A 16,608-nucleotide genomic window follows, 5' to 3' on the forward strand; every position below is an offset into this window, starting at 1 on the left:
CGGACGTATCGATTAACTCAAATCGAGTTAATGTGCCTGCATTCATGTTTTTCAATGCCTTAGGCGATGCTGCATTGCGAGATAGCGTGCTCGCCAAGGTTTTTTCGATCCTCTACAACAATAGTCGGATGACCTTGGAGGACCGCCTATGGCTGTTGCTGCGCGTAAGTCGAAAGCTCCCGCTCAACCCAAAGCTGCCGCGAAGCCTGCGAAGGCGCGATCCGGCAAGGACGGCGCCGGCAGGGGCGAGGGAGCCCTCAGCAACACCCCGACCTTCACCAAGGACGAAGATCTCCACGCCTATCGCGAGATGCTGCTGATCCGGCGCTTCGAGGAGAAGGCCGGCCAGATGTACGGCATGGGCCTGATCGGCGGCTTCTGCCATCTCTATATCGGCCAGGAAGCCGTCGTCATCGGCATGCAGATGGCCTCGAAGGACGGCGACCAGGTCATCACCGGCTATCGCGATCACGGCCATATGCTGGCCTGCGGCATGGAATCGCGCGGCGTGATGGCCGAGCTGACCGGCCGGCGCGGCGGCTATTCGCGCGGCAAGGGCGGTTCGATGCACATGTTCAGCCGCGAGAAGAATTTCTATGGCGGCCACGGCATCGTCGGCGCCCAGGTTTCGCTCGGTACCGGCCTCGCCTTCGCCGACTGGTATCGCGACGACAAGACGGTCTCGATGACCTATTTCGGCGACGGCGCCGCCAATCAGGGCCAGGTCTACGAGAGCTTCAACATGGCCCAGCTCTGGAAGCTGCCGGTCGTGTTCGTGATCGAGAACAACCGCTACGCCATGGGCACGGCGGTGAGCCGCGCTTCGGCTCAGACCGATTTCTCCCGCCGCGGCGTCTCCTTCGGCATCCCGGGCGAGCAGGTCGACGGCATGGATGTCCGCGCCGTGCGCGAGGCCGCCTTCCGCGCCATCGAGCATGCCCGCTCTGGCAAGGGGCCGTATATCCTGGAGATGCAGACCTATCGCTATCGCGGCCATTCGATGTCCGACCCGGCGAAGTACCGCTCCAAGGACGAGGTCCAGCGCATGCGCGAGGAGCACGATCCGATCGAGCAGGTTCGCGCCCGCCTCGTCCGCGACTTCAAGATCGGCGAGGACGAGCTCAAGGCGATCGACGCCAAGGTGCGCGAGATCGTCAACGATGCCGCCGAGTTCGCGACCCACGATCCCGAGCCGGATCCGTCGGAGCTCTACACCGACATCCTGCTGGAAGCCCCGCGGAGCTGACCGCTCCGCGCTTGCCGGCCTTCATCCTTTCCCCGCGTCTTAGAATCCGGGTGCGTTCATGCCGATCGACATTCTCATGCCTGCGCTTTCTCCCACCATGGAGGAAGGAAAACTGGCCAAGTGGCTGAAGAAAGAGGGCGATCAGGTCAAGGCGGGCGACATCATCGCCGAGATCGAGACCGACAAGGCCACGATGGAGGTCGAGGCGGTCGACGAGGGCGTGCTCGCCAAGATCCTCGTCGCCGACGGCACCGAGAACGTCGCCGTGAACACGCCGATCGGCGTGATAGCCGCCGAGGGCGAGGATGTCTCGGCCGCGGCCAGCGGCGGCGGCAAGGCTGCCGCGCCGGAAGCCAAGGCAGAGCCGAAGGCTGAGGACAAGGCCCCGGCCAAGAGCGAAGACACGCCGGCCGCCAGCAACCCCGATACGGTTCCGGCCCAGGCCAAGGCCTATGACGCCTCCTCGGAATTTCCGGCTGGGGTCGAGATCGTCAGCACCACGGTCCGCGAAGCGCTGCGCGACGCGATGGCCGAGGAGATGCGCCGCGACAAGGACGTCTTCGTGATGGGCGAGGAGGTCGCCGAATACCAGGGTGCCTACAAGGTCACGCAAGGCCTGCTGCAGGAATTCGGGCCCAAGCGCGTCATCGACACGCCGATCACCGAGCACGGCTTCGCCGGCATCGGCGTCGGCGCGGCGCTTTCCGGCCTGAAGCCGATTGTCGAGTTCATGACCTTCAACTTCGCCATGCAGGCGATCGACCACATCATCAACTCCGCCGCCAAGACGCTCTACATGTCCGGCGGCCAGATGGGCGCGCCGATCGTGTTCCGTGGTCCGAACGGCGCGGCCGCCCGCGTCGGCGCCCAGCACAGCCATGACTACGCGGCGTGGTACTCCAACGTGCCGGGCCTCAAGGTGGTGATGCCCTACAGCGCTTCCGACGCGAAGGGCCTGCTGAAGAGCGCGATCCGCGATCCGAACCCGGTGATCTTCCTCGAGAACGAGATCATGTACGGCAAGTCCTTCGACGTGCCGAAGGGCGACGACTTCCTGATCCCGATCGGCAAGGCGAAGGTGGTGCGTCCCGGCAAGGACGTGACGATCGTCTCCTTCGGCATCGGCATGACCTATGCGCTCGGCGCCGCCGAGGCCTTGGCCAAGGACGGCATCGAGGCCGAGGTCATCGATCTCCGCACCATCCGCCCGATGGATATCGAGACCGTCATCGCCTCGGTGCAGAAGACCAACCGCTGCGTCGCGGTCGAGGAGGGCTTCCCGCAATCCGGCGTCACCGCCGAGATCGGCATGAAGATCATGGAGGCGGCCTTCGACTATCTCGACGCGCCCGTCGCCCGCGTCACCGGCAAGGACGTGCCGATGCCCTATGCGGCCAACCTCGAGAAGCTCGCGCTTCCGAATATCGGCGAGGTCGTCGCGGCGGCCAAGGCCGTCTGCTATCGCTGAGAGGGGGCTGACCGATGCCGACGAACATCCTGATGCCCGCCCTCTCTCCGACGATGGAGAAGGGCAATCTGGCCAAGTGGCTGAAGAAGGAAGGCGACACGATCAAGTCCGGCGACATCATCGCCGAGATCGAGACCGACAAGGCCACGATGGAGGTCGAGGCGGTCGACGAGGGCGTGCTCGCCAAGATCGTGGTGCCGGAAGGCACCGCCGATGTCGCGGTCAACGAGATCATCGGCGTGATTGCCGGCGAGGGCGAGGACGCCAAGAGCGTCTCCGCCCCGGCGGCCGGCGGTGCCGCGCCTGCCAAGGCCGAGGCGCCGAAGGCGGAAGCCCCGAAGGCTGAGGCTCCCGCACCGGCTGCGGCCGCTCCCGCGGCGGCTCCGGCATCCGCCGGCGGCAGCCGCGCCTTCGCCTCGCCGCTCGCCCGCCGCATCGCCAAGGATGCCGGGCTCGACCTCAATGCGATCAAGGGCTCCGGCCCGCATGGCCGCATCGTCGAGAAGGATGTCGAGGCCGCCAGGAAGGGCGGCGGCGCCAAGGCCGCTCCGGCTGCCGCTGCTGCGCCATCCGCGCCGAAGCCTGCCGCCGCGCCGCTCGCGAGCGGCCCCTCCGATGAGCAGGTCAAGAAGCTGTTCGAGCCGGGCTCCTATGAGGAGATCCCGCATGACGGCATGCGCAAGACGATCGCGCGCCGCCTGACCGAGGCCAAGCAGACGATCCCGCATTTCTACGTCACGCTGGATTGCGAGCTCGATGCGCTCCTGAAGCTGCGCGCGGAGCTCAATGCCGCCGCGCCGGAGAAGGACGGCAAGCCGGCCTACAAGCTCTCGGTCAACGACATGGTGATCAAGGCGCTGGCGCTCGCCCTCAAGGCGGTGCCGGATGCCAACGTCTCCTGGACCGACGGCGCAATGCTCAAGCACAAGCATGCCGATGTCGGCGTCGCCGTCTCGATTCCCGGCGGGCTGATCACGCCGATCATCCGGGATGCCTGCCACAAGACGCTGTCGCAGATCTCCAACGAGATGAAGGACATGGCGGCCCGCGCCAAGGCCCGCAAGCTGAGGCCCGAGGAGTATCAGGGCGGCACGACGGCGGTCTCCAATCTCGGCATGTTCGGGGTCAAGGATTTCGCCGCGGTGGTGAACCCGCCGCATGCGACGATCCTGGCGGTCGGCGCCGGCGAGCAGCGTGTCGTCGTCAAGGGCGGCCAGCCGGCCGTCGCGACGGTGATGTCGGTGACGCTCTCGACCGACCACCGCGCCGTCGATGGCGCGCTCGGCGCCGAGCTCCTGCAGGCGTTCAAGGGCTATATCGAAAAGCCCATGGCGATGCTGGTGTGATCTAAGAGCGTAAAATGCTGCCGCTCTCCATTCGCAGGGAGCTAGAGCGTCTAGAGCGGAAAATCGCCGCTCTAGAGGTCGATGAGAACCTTGATCTTGAGGTTCATGAAGCGCTTCAAAGTGTTTCGCACGTCATGGACAGAATTATGGCGGCAATTTGGGATAGATATGGGGCGATATCTGGAAAGAAAAACAGGCCAAATATCTATTTCCCGAGTTCGCCGAGCAGAGAGCATTTTGATGATCGTTTGAAGCAGATGGGTCTTTCCCATCTTGAAGATGTCGATCCCGAGTTGTTTTCGATCGTTCTCTTGGCTCAACAGTTTCAACCGGAAGGGGAGTGGGTCAAGCTGTTGAAAAAAATTGCAAACCTAAAGCATGAAAGACCTCCCGAAATTAAAATTGAGAGAAAACCGAGCGGGATTGGGATTGGTCGTGGCAGGCATGTCTATATCGAACGACTTGAAACGGGCGCCTTTGGAGAAATTAAGGCTCTTAGAGGATGGGAATCAGATGATGATCTCGGCCCTCGCCGGCCACTATCGGTGTCACTCCTTCCCGATGAGATAAAGCACATACTGGAGGGGACCCATCAGGATCCCCGAGCATTTGCTAAGAATTGCTGTGGCCTTACAAAATCAATCGCCGCGAAGGTGTTCGACCGTTTGTCGAAAGGGTAAATAATGGCTGACTACGACATCATCGTCATCGGCTCCGGCCCCGGCGGCTATATCGCCGCGATCCGGGCCGCCCAGCTCGGCTTCAAGACAGCGATCGTCGAGCGCGAGCATCTTGCCGGCATCTGCTCGAACTGGGGCTGCATCCCGACCAAGGCGCTGCTGCGCTCGGCCGAGATCCTGCATTACGGCCAGCACGCCAAGGATTACGGCCTGACGCTGGAAGGCTCGTTCAAGGCCGATCTCGAGGCGATCGTGAAGCGCTCGCGCGGTATCGCCACGCGGATGAACAACGGCGTCCAGTTCCTGATGAAGAAGAACAAGGTCGACGTGATCTGGGGCGAGGCCAAGCTGACCAAGCCCGGCACGATCACGGTCGCGCCGACCAAGAAGCCGGCGATGCAGCCGCAGACGCCGCCGCCGAAGAACGCCAAGGGCGAGGGCAGCTATACGGCCGACCATATTATCGTCGCGACCGGCGCAAGGCCGCGCGCGCTGCCCGGCATCGAACCGGACGGCAAGCTGATCTGGACCTATTTCGAGTCGATGGTCCCGCCGAAGATGCCGAAATCGCTGCTCGTGATGGGCTCCGGCGCCATCGGCATCGAATTCGCCTCGTTCTATCGGACGATGGGCGTCGAGGTGACGGTCGTCGAGGTCATGCCGCAGGTCGTTCCCGTGGAGGATGCCGAGATCGGTGCCTTCGCGCGAAAAGCTTTCGAGAAGCAGGGCATGAAGATCCTGACCGGCGCCAAGGTGACGAAGGTCGAGAAGGGTGCCGACTCCGTCACCGCCCATATCGAGGACGAGAAGGGCGGCAAGCAGACGATCACGGCCGACCGGATGATCTCGGCCGTCGGCGTCGTCGGCAATATCGAGAACCTTGGCCTTGAGACGCTCGGCGTGAAGACCGATCGCGGCTGCATCGTCATCGACGATCTCTGCCGCACCAACGTCAAGGGCGTCTATGCGATCGGCGACGTCGCCGGCCCGCCGATGCTGGCCCACAAGGCCGAGCATGAGGCGGTGATCTGCGTCGAGGCGATCAAGGGCCTGCATCCGCACCCGATGGACAAGCTGATGATCCCGGGCTGCACCTATTGCCACCCGCAGATCGCAAGCGTCGGCCTGACCGAGGCGAAGGCCAAGGCCGCCGGCCACGAGATCAAGGTCGGCCGCTTCAACTTCGTCGCCAACGGCAAGGCCGTGGCGCTGGGCGAGGATAGCGGCATGGCCAAGACGATCTTCGACGCCAAGACCGGCAAGCTGCTCGGCGCCCATCTCGTCGGCCCGGAAGTCACCGAACTGATCCAGGGCTTCGTCGTCGCCATGAACCTGGAGACGACCGAGGAAGAGCTGATGCACACGATCTTCCCGCATCCGACCCTGTCGGAGGTGATGAAGGAAAGCGTGCTCGACGCCTATGGCAAGGTGCTGAACGCCTGATTGCCAGAGCGCGTCGTGCTCGGGCTTGACCCGAGCATCTCGTGACGAGAATGCGCCAGAGCCTCATTTGGCAAGAGATTCTCGGGTCGTCGCTCTGCGACGCCCGAGAATGACGACTGCGTTTCAAGAATGGCGCCGCTCGGCGGTGTCTACCGCTTGGCGCCGGCCATCCCGCGCTCCATATTGCGCCGATGCCGCCACGCGCCCGCAAATCGCCCAAGCCCGATCGCGTCGTCCGCGACGAGGAGATCGAGATCCTGCCGCCGCGCCGGACGCTGCCGCTCGACTGGAGCGTCATCGTCCCGACCGTGGCTTTCGGCACGATGACGGGCTTCGCCGCGAGCCTGGTCGTCGGAGGTGGCGGGGTGATCCGCCATGCCGTCTTCGGCGTGCTCGGCATGCTGGTGGGGCAGGGCATCGTGCGCCTGACCGGCTGGCGCCTCAACACCGGCTACAGCTTCCTCGACGATGCCGGCATGGCGGTGATCGGCGCCATCCTCGTCATCCTGCTGGCACGTTTCATCGCGTGAAGTGCGCGATGGTGTACGAAATCACGCGGTTATCCCGGGCTTGACCCGGGATCCATTCCGGAGCGTTGCCGGTGAAGGCTCAGGCATGGATCCCGGATCTCCGCTTCGCTGCGTCCGGGATGCCCCGCGTTTTGTTTCGGGGAGCACAGCCGTGTTACCTGGAACTTGTCCAGATCACCGTAGTTTGATTTCGCGCGTATCCGCGCATGGCTAGGGGGACTTCTTCGATGGAAAGCTTTGCCGCCACGATGGCCCAGCCGGGCTATGGCTTCTTCATGACGCTCCTGATCGGCGTCATCGCCGGCTGGATCGCCGAGCGCCTGACCTCGTCCGATCACGGGCTCTTCACCAATATGCTGGTCGGTGTGGCCGGCTCCTTCGTCGGAGCCAAGGTCGCGGAACTCCTGGAGATTCCGGTTTTCGGCTTCTGGCGAACGCTCACCGCGGCGGTGGCCGGCGCCGTCATCGTCATCGTGATCTGGAACGCGGCCCGCGGTCGCAGATGACCCTCTGTTGCCAGGTGCAGGAGTTGCGGCAGAGCGCTTTGGGGATTAGCTAGAGGGAGCCGGCTTTGCCGGCTCCTGCTGTTGAAGCCCGGACCCTGTTATGGCGCTTGTTCTCGACCTGCTGAACCGCGATCCGCGGCCCAATGCCGGCAACCCGAAGGCGCAGGCTTCGGACGTGCGCCATCCGGAAAAGCAGAAGCGCCCGGAGAATCCGGTGCTGCGCAAGCCGGACTGGATTCGGGTGAAGGCGCCGGGCTCGCCGAAATGGGCCGAGACCAAGGCGATCGTGAAGGCCGAGAAGCTGGTCACGGTCTGCGAGGAGGCCGGCTGCCCCAATATCGGCGAGTGCTGGGAAAAGAAGCACGCCACCTTCATGATCATGGGCGACACCTGCACGCGGGCCTGCGCCTTCTGCAACGTGAAGACCGGCGTGCCGCAGCCGCTCGACCTCGAAGAGCCGCGCAAGGTGGCGGAGGCCGTCGCCAAGCTGGGGCTCGAGCATGTCGTGATCACCTCGGTCGATCGCGACGACCTCAAGGACGGCGGCGCCGAGCATTTCGCCAATGTCATCCATGCCATCCGCAAGGCTTCACCCGGCACCACGATCGAGATCCTGACGCCGGACTTCCTGCGCAAGCCGGGCGCGCTCGAAGTTGTCGTGGCGGCCCGGCCCGACGTCTTCAACCACAATCTGGAGACAGTGCCGGGCAAGTACCTGAAGGTGCGCCCCGGCGCGCGCTATTTCCATTCGCTGCGCCTGCTGCAGCGGGTGAAGGAGCTCGACCCGACCATCTTCACCAAGTCCGGCATCATGGTCGGCCTCGGCGAGGAGCGGAACGAGGTGCTCCAGCTCATGGACGACCTGCGCTCGGCCGAGGTCGATTTCATGACGATCGGCCAGTATCTCGCGCCCTCGCGCAAGCACCACGCCGTGATCCGCTTCGTCACGCCCGACGAGTTCAAGAGCTTCGAGACCATCGCCTATGCCAAGGGCTTCCTGATGGTGTCCTCGACGCCGCTGACCCGCTCCTCGCACCATGCCGGCGAGGATTTCGCCCGCTTGCGCGCCGCGCGCGATGCCCAGATCGGTATCGGCCATAACCGCCGCGGCTGAAAAGGCCCATTCTCGATGCCGATGTTCAACAGCACCCGCCGGGTGAGGCACTCGCCCGAGCAGATGTTCGCGCTCGTCGCCGATGTCGAAAAATACCCGCAGTTCCTGCCGCTTTGCGAGGGGTTGGTGGTGCGCCGGCGCACGCCGCGCGAGGGCGGCGGCGAGGTGCTGCTGGCCGACATGAGCGTCGGCTACAAGGCGATCCGCGAGACTTTCACCAGCCGCGTCACGCTCGATCCGGCCAATCTCAAGATCCTCGTCGAATATGTCGACGGGCCGTTCCGCTATCTGGAGAACCGCTGGACCTTCAAGCCGCATGAGGCGGGCTGCGAGATCGGGTTCTTCATCTCCTACGAATTCGCCAGCCGGATGCTCGGCCTGCTGATGGGGGCGATGTTCGACAAAGCCTTCCGCAAGTTCGCCGAAGCTTTCGAGAAGCGGGCCGAGCTGGTCTATAGCCGTGGCGCATCGACCGCGGTCACAGGGTCTTAAGCCCCGCGTGGCATTGTCCGGCACTCAGCCGAGGACATGCCATGGACGCATCCGCAGCGCAGACCGCCGACCGCCTTCAGACGCGCCGCCTGGCCGCGACGCTTCCAGTCTATCTGGCGACGATCTTCGTCTCGGCTTTCCTGCTCTTCGGCATCCAGCCGATGTTCGCCAAGATGGTTCTGCCGAAGCTCGGCGGCTCGCCCGGCGTCTGGTCGGTCGCCATGGTGTTCTTCCAGGCGGTTCTGCTCGCAGGCTATGGCTATGCCCATCTGCTGGCCAGCCGGTTCACGGTTCGTCGCGCTGCGCTCGTCCATCTGACGCTGATGATTGCGGTCCTCGCGGTCAACCTGCCGATCCATATCGCAGCGGGGTTCGAGCGGCCGCCGCAGGACGGGGAGACGCTCTGGCTGATCGGCCTGTTCACCGTCTCGGTCGGCCTGCCCTTCTTCGCCGTCGCCGCCAACGGCCCGCTGCTGCAGGCCTGGTTCGCGCGGAGCGGACATAGCCATGCTGCCGATCCATACTTCCTTTACGCCGCCTCGAATGTCGGCAGCTTCCTGTCCCTGGTCACCTATCCCTTCGTGATAGAGCCCCTGCTGCCGCTCGCCGTGCAGGCCACGGCCTGGGCCTGGAGCTTCGCTCTGCTACTGGCCGGAATCACCGCCTGCGCCGGGCTTGCCGTCGGCGTGAGCCGTGCCGATCTCTCCATCAACCCCGCAATCGGGACCGCTGTACCTGTGACCGCTGCCCAGCGCTTCGGCTGGGTGGCGCTCGCCTTCGTGCCCTCGGGGCTATTGGTGGCCGTCACCGCGCATATCTCGACCGACGTCGCAGCGGTGCCGCTGCTCTGGGTCGTGCCGCTGGCGCTGTTCCTTCTGACCTTCGTCATCGTCTTCCAGCGCCGGCCCGTGCTTCCGCATCGCTGGATGCTGCATCTCCAGCTTGCCCTGACGGCACTGCTGCTGGTCGCTATCGTCGCGAAGCCCGATATCGGCTGGATCGCCACGCTCGCCTTGCATCTCGGCCTGTTCTTCACGACAGCCATGGTCGCCCATGGCGAACTGGTGAAGCGCAGGCCAGACGCAGCGCGCCTGACCGAATTCTATCTCTGGATGTCCTTCGGCGGCGTGCTCGGCGGGCTGTTCTGCGGCCTGCTGGCGCCGATGATTTTCAACTCTGTCGCAGAGTATCCGATGCTCCTCGTTGCCGGGCTTTTGTGCCGGCCGGGCTTCACGGCGATCCCGATGTCGCCTCGCGTCCGTTTCGCGCTGGCCGTCGTCGGCCTGAGCACTGTTAGCGGCGTCGTCCTCAGCGAACAGAGGCGCGCGGATTCCGTCCGCTCCTTCTTCGGCGTCCACCGTGTCTTCGAAACGGCGGACGGACGCTTCCGCGATCTCGCCCATGGTACGACGGTGCATGGCACGCAGCGTATCCGCAACGACGACGGCAGCGCCGTCGGCGGGCGCCCCGAGCCGCTGACCTATTACTTCACCGGTGGCGGCATCGCAGACGGTATCGATGCCCTGCGTCGAGCCCGCGGCGGCAAGCTCGGCAAGGTCGCAGCGGTTGGCGTCGGAACCGGCTCGCTCGCGTGCCAGATCCGTCCGGGCGAGAGCTGGAGCTTCTACGAGATCGACCCGCATGTGATCGGGATCGCGACCGATCCCGCCCGCTTCTCCTTCATCAGCCAATGCGCGCCCCGCATCCCCTTCGTGATCGGCGATGCCCGGTTGACGCTGGGCGATGCGGTTCCAGGATCACTCGACCTGATCGTAATCGACGCCTTCTCGTCGGATGCCATCCCCGTGCACCTGCTCACCAGGGAAGCGATCGGATTGTACCTCTCGCGCCTCGCCCCCGGCGGAGCCATGCTATTCCACATCTCCAACCGGCACATGGACCTCAGCCCCGTCGTCGCCGCGACGGCCAATGAGCACGGGCTGCTCACCTGGGTCAGGGAACCCGGCCAGACTGCGCAGATGACGCATGATCGAAAGATCTCGCCACGCGTGGCGCTCGTCGCGCGCGGTGCGGCCGATCTGCACTTTGCCGAAGGTGAGAACTGGCGGCCTATCGCTTCTGCAGGTGTGAAGCCATGGCGCGATGACTATGCCGACGTTCTCGGCGCGATCATGCGCAAGTCCCGGTAGGGGCGCCTCAGGGCCCGGCCAACACCGCCTCGCGCAGCAGGTCGAGCGCTTCCAGCACGCTGAGGCGGCGGATTTCATCGCGCGACTGCGCGCCGAAGCGGCGTTCGCGATGGCGCGTGCCGGAAGGGCCGGCGCAGGCGAAATGGACCAGGCCGACCGGCTTCTCGACGCTGCCGCCGCCGGGGCCGGCGACGCCGGTGATCGAGACCGCGAAACCGGCGTCGAGGCGCGAGCGGCCACCCTCTGCCATCGCGCGCGCCACCGGCTCGCTGACGGCGCCGTGCTGCTGGATCAACGCCACGGGAACGCCGGCGAGCGCCGTCTTAGCCTCGTTGGAATAGGTGATCAGGCCGCCCTGGACCATCAAGGACGAGCCGGCGATCGCGGTCAGCGCGCCGCAGACAAGGCCACCCGTGCAGGATTCGACCGTCGCGACCGTGAAGCCGCGCTCCAGGCTCATATTCAGCAATTCGGCCGCAAGCGAGCGGATCTCGAGATCGAACATGGTCACTCCTCCTCGGGCAGGCGGATCGTCGCGGTTGCAAACGCGACGAGGCCTTCGCGCCGGCCGGTGAAGCCCATGCGCTCCGAAGTGGTCGCCTTGATCGCGACCTTGCCGAGCGGCAGGCCGGCAATGGCCGCGATCTCGGCGCGGATAGCCTCGCGATGCGGGCCGATCTTCGGGGCCTCGCAGACGACGGTCAGGTCGAGGAAATCGATGCGCCCGCCGCGCTCGCGCACCCGTGCTGCCGCGAAGGCGAGGAACTGGGCCGAGGCCGCGCCGCGCCATTGCGGATCGCTCGGCGGGAAATGCGTGCCGATATCGCCGTCGGCGAGCGCTCCGAGCAGGGCGTCGGTCATGGCATGGAGCGCGACGTCGCCATCGGAATGAGCGATGACGCCCTGGTCATGCCCGATCCGGACGCCGCCGAGCCAGACATGGTCGCCCGGTCCGAAGGCGTGGACGTCGTAGCCGGTGCCGACGCGCGTGACGAGCGCCTTGCCCGGCTGTGCTGCGGCCCGCAGGAAATCCGCGGCATGGGTCAGCTTCACATTGGCCGGGTCGCCCTGGAAGGTCGCGACCGGATGGCCGGCCCATTCCATGAGGGCCGCATCGTCGGTGAAGCTGTGAAGCAGGGCCGCCTCCGCCGCCTCATGCGCGTCGAGCAGCGGCTTGAAGCGGAAGGCCTGTGGCGTCTGGACAGTGACGAGCTGGTCGCGCGGCGGGGTTTCGGCGACGTGGCCGTCGGCGCCGGTGCGCTTCACCGTATCGGTCACGGGCAGGGCCGGGATCGCGGCGATGCCGCCGGCGCCGAGCCGGTGGATCGCCGCGCTGATCTGGGCGCGCGAGACGAAGGGCCGCGCCGCGTCATGGACCAGCACGATGCCGTCGAAGCCTTCGCGGGCCAACGCGAGCAGACCGCGACGCACCGAAGCCTGGCGCGTCGTGCCGCCGAGCGTGGGGGCTGCGAGCCGCGCGCTGTCGATCCCTGCCATGGCATTGGCGTAGCGCGCCTCGTCGCCTTCGCCGATCACCACGGCGATGCGCTCGATCGCCGGCTCCGCCAGGAAGGGCGTCAGCGCATGGGCGAGCACGGGGCGGCCGTCGACCAGCCGATACTGCTTCGGCTCGCCGTCGCCGGCGCGCAGGCCGCGGCCGGCCGCGACGAGCAGGGCTGCGACCGGAGGCAGCGTCCCGGATGGGCTGAGCACGGCGCTGGGTTCTGTCTGCGAGCGGGTCATGGCTGCATGCCATAACCAATTCCGTCGCGATGGGGCAGGGGGTGCGACGCTGTTGCAATGCAGCATTCACGCAGAGGCCCTTGCGCCGATGCAGCATTGTCCAATAAATATGCATATATGGAAATGCCTTAAAAGCAGGCTGAGCCTTTGGACATTGCAGGTATCCCGGTTACGTCTCGTGCTTTTCTGGCGCCGATGTCCGGCGTGACGGACATCGTCATGCGCCGGCTGGCGGCCCGCAGCCATGCCGGCATCGTGGTGTCGGAGATGGTCGCGTCGGACGAGTTCGTGCGCGGCAGCGAGGAGGCGCGCATCCGCGCCGAGGGCGAGGGCGTCTCGCCGCATGTCGTGCAGCTCGCCGGCTGCGATCCCTACTGGATGGGCGAAGCGGCGCGGCTGGCCGAGGCCAATGGCGCCGATCTCGTCGACATCAACATGGGCTGCCCGGCCAAGAAGGTGACGGGCGGCTGGGCCGGCTCGGCGCTGATGCGCGATCTCGACCATGCGATCGCTCTCGTCGAGGCTGCGGTCGCCGCGACCGGCGTGCCGGTGACGGTGAAGATGCGCCTCGGCTGGGACGATGCCTCCCGCAACGCGCCGGAGCTCGCCCGGCGGGCGGTGGCGGCCGGCGCGCGGATGATCACGGTCCATGGCCGCACCCGCCAGCAATTCTACAAGGGCACGGCCGATTGGCGGGCGATCGCGGCGGTGCGCGCCGTCGGCGATTTTCCGCTGGTGGCCAATGGCGACATCCACGATGTCGCGGATGCGCGCGCCTGCCTTGAGCAATCCGGCGCCGATTTCGTCATGGTGGGGCGTGCCGCGCTCGGCCGGCCCTGGCTAGTCGGCGAGATCGGCGCGGCGCTCGACGGGCACGCCTTCCGGCCGCTGACGCTGGCCGAGAAGCTCGATCTGGTGCGCGAGCACTACGAGGGGCTGCTCGCCCTGATGGGCGTCGCCCATGGCGTGCGCCATGCCCGCAAGCACCTGGCGGCTTATGCCGACGACGCCGTGGCCGATGGCTGCGAGCCCGATCCGGAGCTACGCCGCAGCCTGCTGACGTCCGACGAGCCCAGGCAGGTCCTGGCGGCGCTGGCAGGCCTGTTTTCGACCGATCGCAATCGCGAAGCGGCCTGACGCCGCAGGGAGCAGCCGATGACGGCGATGTTTGCCGACAAGGGCCTTGGAAGCCGCAGCGCCTATCTGCTGGACCCGATCGAGGTCCAGGCGCTGAACGTGCTGCCGATGCCGGTTCTGGTGATCGGCGAGGGGCATGCAGTGCTCTATGCCAACACGGCGGCCGAGGATTTCTTCCAGTCCAGCGCCGCCCTGCTCAAGCGGCAGCGCATCGACGATCTCGTCGCCTTCGGCTCACCGGTGCTCGGGTTGATCGAGGAGGTGCTGCGCCGCGGCGCCAGCGTCAGCGAATATCGTCTCGACCTCGGTACGCCGCGCCTCGGAACCGATCATATCGTCGATGTCTTTGCCTCTCCCTTGCCCAGTCAGGGCGATGCGGTGGTGTTGATGCTGCAGGAACGGACAATTGCTGAAAAAATGGACAGGCAATTGACGCATCGCGGGGCAGCGCGCTCGATCACCGCGCTCGGCGCGATGCTGGCGCATGAGATCAAGAATCCGCTTTCCGGCATCCGCGGCGCCGCGCAGCTGCTCGAAGGCTCGATCTCCGACGACGACCGCATGCTGACGCAGCTGATCTGCGACGAGACGGACCGGATCGTGAAGCTGGTCGAGCGGGTCGAACTGTTCGGAGACGAGCGGCCGAGCGAGCGTGACGCGGTCAATGTCCATGACGTGCTCGACCATGTGAAGCGTCTGGCGCAGTCCGGCTTCGCCCGGCATATCCGTTTCACCGAGATCTACGATCCATCGCTCCCACCGGTCGCCGGCAATCGCGACCAACTCGTCCAGGTGCTGCTCAACCTGGTCAAGAATGCCGCCGAGGCCATCGGCGAGGGCGCCATCGACGGCGAGATCACGCTGACGACCGCCTACCGCCCCGGCATCCGCCTGCAGGTGCCGGGCTCCTCGGAACGCATCGCACTGCCGCTCGAGATCGGCGTGCGCGACAACGGGCCGGGAGTACCCTCCGATCTGGTGCAGCACCTGTTCGATCCCTTCGTCACCACCAAGGCCCAGGGAAGTGGCCTTGGACTTGCACTTGTCGCCAAGGTGATCGGCGATCACGGCGGAATCGTCGAATGCGAGTCCGTTCCGCGCCGGACGCATTTCAGGATCCTCCTGCCCCTGCACCAGCTCAGGTCGGGGCAGGCAACGTAAAGGCCTCAAGCGAAACATGCCGACCGGTCACATCCTCGTCGCCGACGACGACGCCGCGATCCGCACCGTCCTCAATCAGGCGCTCGCCCGGGCGGGCTACGAAGTCAGGACGACGGGCCAGGCCGCCACGCTCTGGACCTGGGCTGCCCAGGGGCTGGGCGACCTGATCATCACCGACGTGGTCATGCCCGACGGCAATGCCTTCGACCTGCTGCCGCGCATCAAGCGGGTGCGACCCGAGCTGCCGATCATCGTGATGAGCGCGCAGAACACCTTCATGACGGCGATCAAGGCGTCGGAGCGCGGAGCCTACGAATATCTGCCGAAGCCCTTCGACCTCAAGGAGCTCGTCGCCATCGTCGGTCGCGCCATGTCGCGCCCGCGCGGCGAGGCGGCGCGCGGGCATGCGGCCGAGCCCGAGGACATCCCCCTGATCGGCCGCTCGCCGGCGATGCAGGATGTCTACCGAGCGCTCGCCCGCCTGATGCCGATCGACCTGACCGTGATGATCAACGGCGAATCCGGCACGGGCAAGGAACTGGTGGCGCGCGCGCTGCACGATTACGGCAAGCGCAAGAACGGCCCCTTCGTCGCGATCAACATGGCGGCGATCCCGAAGGACCTGATCGAGTCCGAACTGTTCGGCCATGAGAAGGGCGCCTTCACCGGCGCGTTGACCCGCTCGTCCGGCCGCTTCGAGCAGGCGGAAGGCGGCACGCTCTTCCTCGACGAGATCGGCGACATGCCGATGGAGGCGCAGACGCGTCTGCTGCGCGTGCTCCAGCAGGGCGAATACACCACGGTCGGCGGGCGCACGCCGATCAAGACCAATGTCCGCATCGTCGCCGCGACCAACAAGGACCTGCGCATCTCGATCGCGCAGGGCCTGTTCCGCGAGGACCTGTTCTTCCGCCTGAACGTCGTGCCGATCCGCCTGCCGCCCCTGCGCGAGCGCATCGAGGACATCCCGGACCTCGTCCGCCATTTCTTCACGCTGGTCGAGAAGGAAGGCCTGCCACGCAAGCAGGTCGATTCGGAAGCGATGGACGTGATGCGCCAGTATCGCTGGCCGGGCAATGTCCGCGAACTGGAGAATCTCGTGCGGCGCCTCGCGGCGCTCTACCCGCAGGAGACCATCACCGCGCCGATCATAGAAGCCGAATTGCAGCCGGCGGCGGTGGGAGCCGGGTTCTCCAGCAGCCCCGCGACGCCCGAGCGCGCCGAGACCCTGTCCGGGTCTGTCGAACGGCATCTCGGCCAGTATTTCGGCGGTTTCGGCGATAATATCCCGCCGCCCGGGCTCTATCACCGCATCCTGCGCGAGATCGAGCCGCCGCTGATCGCCGCCGCGCTCGCCGCCACGCGCGGCAACCAGATCCGCGCGGCGGAGCTGCTCGGCCTCAACCGCAACACGCTGCGCAAGAAGATTCGCGAGCTCGACATGCAGGTGGTGCGCTCGCCGCGCTGAAACATGGCTTCACCGCCTTGTGAATGTCATATTTTGACAACACCGTTGCGGCGGCGCATCAGTGGCGCCCTGCAGGCTTGATCGGTTCGCGATCCCTGCCTTATCGGAGTTGTCGGAAATCGTG

Annotated in this window: 15 protein-coding genes; 13 read left to right on the forward strand and 2 right to left on the reverse strand. The window is 65.9% G+C overall.

From position 1 onward, the window contains the following. Positions 1-148: 148 nt before the first annotated feature. From pdhA to OCUBac02_RS13695, 10 genes are all read left to right on the forward strand, one after another. On the forward strand, positions 149-1,246 hold the full coding sequence (gene pdhA / locus OCUBac02_RS13650) for a pyruvate dehydrogenase (acetyl-transferring) E1 component subunit alpha (RefSeq protein ID WP_173046310.1): 1,098 nt from the start codon (positions 149-151) through the stop codon (positions 1,244-1,246). A gap of 58 nt (positions 1,247-1,304) precedes the next feature. Next, positions 1,305-2,714, forward strand: a complete 1,410-nt coding sequence (locus OCUBac02_RS13655) for a pyruvate dehydrogenase complex E1 component subunit beta (RefSeq protein WP_173046312.1) — start codon at positions 1,305-1,307, stop codon at positions 2,712-2,714. Between the two features lie 14 nt (positions 2,715-2,728). Continuing rightward, complete coding sequence (locus OCUBac02_RS13660) at positions 2,729-4,060, forward strand: pyruvate dehydrogenase complex dihydrolipoamide acetyltransferase (protein ID WP_173046314.1); 1,332 nt, start codon at positions 2,729-2,731, stop codon at positions 4,058-4,060. Positions 4,061-4,074: 14 nt separating this feature from the next. Beyond that, positions 4,075-4,740, forward strand: a complete 666-nt coding sequence (locus tag OCUBac02_RS13665) for a hypothetical protein (protein WP_173046316.1) — start codon at positions 4,075-4,077, stop codon at positions 4,738-4,740. A gap of 3 nt (positions 4,741-4,743) precedes the next feature. Next, positions 4,744-6,183, forward strand: coding sequence for a dihydrolipoyl dehydrogenase (gene lpdA, locus OCUBac02_RS13670; RefSeq protein ID WP_465247720.1), 1,440 nt, complete (start codon positions 4,744-4,746; stop codon positions 6,181-6,183). 191 nt (positions 6,184-6,374) lie between these two features. Further along, positions 6,375-6,713, forward strand: a complete 339-nt coding sequence (locus tag OCUBac02_RS13675) for a GlsB/YeaQ/YmgE family stress response membrane protein (protein WP_173046318.1) — start codon at positions 6,375-6,377, stop codon at positions 6,711-6,713. Positions 6,714-6,940: 227 nt separating this feature from the next. Then, positions 6,941-7,219, forward strand: a complete 279-nt coding sequence (locus OCUBac02_RS13680) for a GlsB/YeaQ/YmgE family stress response membrane protein (protein WP_047575843.1) — start codon at positions 6,941-6,943, stop codon at positions 7,217-7,219. A gap of 100 nt (positions 7,220-7,319) precedes the next feature. Further along, positions 7,320-8,333: a lipoyl synthase gene (lipA, locus tag OCUBac02_RS13685; protein WP_047575839.1), complete on the forward strand. Its 1,014-nt coding sequence runs from the start codon at positions 7,320-7,322 to the stop codon at positions 8,331-8,333. A gap of 15 nt (positions 8,334-8,348) precedes the next feature. Further along, positions 8,349-8,825 carry a type II toxin-antitoxin system RatA family toxin gene (locus OCUBac02_RS13690; RefSeq protein WP_047575836.1) on the forward strand — a complete coding sequence of 159 codons (477 nt, stop codon included), beginning with the start codon at positions 8,349-8,351 and terminating at the stop codon, positions 8,823-8,825. A 41-nt stretch (positions 8,826-8,866) separates the two neighbouring features. Beyond that, the gene (locus OCUBac02_RS13695; RefSeq protein ID WP_173046320.1) at positions 8,867-10,975 is read left to right on the forward strand and encodes a fused MFS/spermidine synthase; all 2,109 of its coding nucleotides are present in this window, start codon (positions 8,867-8,869) and stop codon (positions 10,973-10,975) included. A gap of 7 nt (positions 10,976-10,982) precedes the next feature. Here the strand turns inward: OCUBac02_RS13695 and OCUBac02_RS13700 are convergent, their stop codons facing one another. Beyond that, positions 10,983-11,480, reverse strand: a complete 498-nt coding sequence (locus OCUBac02_RS13700) for a CinA family protein (protein WP_173046322.1) — start codon at positions 11,478-11,480, stop codon at positions 10,983-10,985. A 2-nt stretch (positions 11,481-11,482) separates the two neighbouring features. Further along, the gene (locus OCUBac02_RS13705; RefSeq protein WP_173046324.1) at positions 11,483-12,718 is read right to left on the reverse strand and encodes a bifunctional 2-C-methyl-D-erythritol 4-phosphate cytidylyltransferase/2-C-methyl-D-erythritol 2,4-cyclodiphosphate synthase; all 1,236 of its coding nucleotides are present in this window, start codon (positions 12,716-12,718) and stop codon (positions 11,483-11,485) included. 195 nt (positions 12,719-12,913) lie between these two features. On the opposite strand from OCUBac02_RS13705, the gene dusB reads away from it, so the two are divergent. The 3 genes from dusB to ntrC are packed head-to-tail and all read left to right on the forward strand — an operon-like array spanning position 12,914 to position 16,484. Beyond that, a complete protein-coding gene (gene dusB / locus OCUBac02_RS13710; protein ID WP_173046326.1) occupies positions 12,914-13,855 on the forward strand; it encodes a tRNA dihydrouridine synthase DusB in 942 nt (313 codons plus the stop codon). A 27-nt stretch (positions 13,856-13,882) separates the two neighbouring features. After that, positions 13,883-15,016, forward strand: coding sequence for an ATP-binding protein (locus OCUBac02_RS13715; RefSeq protein ID WP_173049565.1), 1,134 nt, complete (start codon positions 13,883-13,885; stop codon positions 15,014-15,016). A 16-nt stretch (positions 15,017-15,032) separates the two neighbouring features. Beyond that, positions 15,033-16,484, forward strand: a complete 1,452-nt coding sequence (gene ntrC / locus OCUBac02_RS13720) for a nitrogen regulation protein NR(I) (protein WP_173046328.1) — start codon at positions 15,033-15,035, stop codon at positions 16,482-16,484. The last annotated feature ends 124 nt before the right edge of the window (positions 16,485-16,608 follow it).

This window comes from Bosea sp. ANAM02, assembly GCF_011764485.1.
Taxonomy (GTDB): domain Bacteria; phylum Pseudomonadota; class Alphaproteobacteria; order Rhizobiales; family Beijerinckiaceae; genus Allobosea.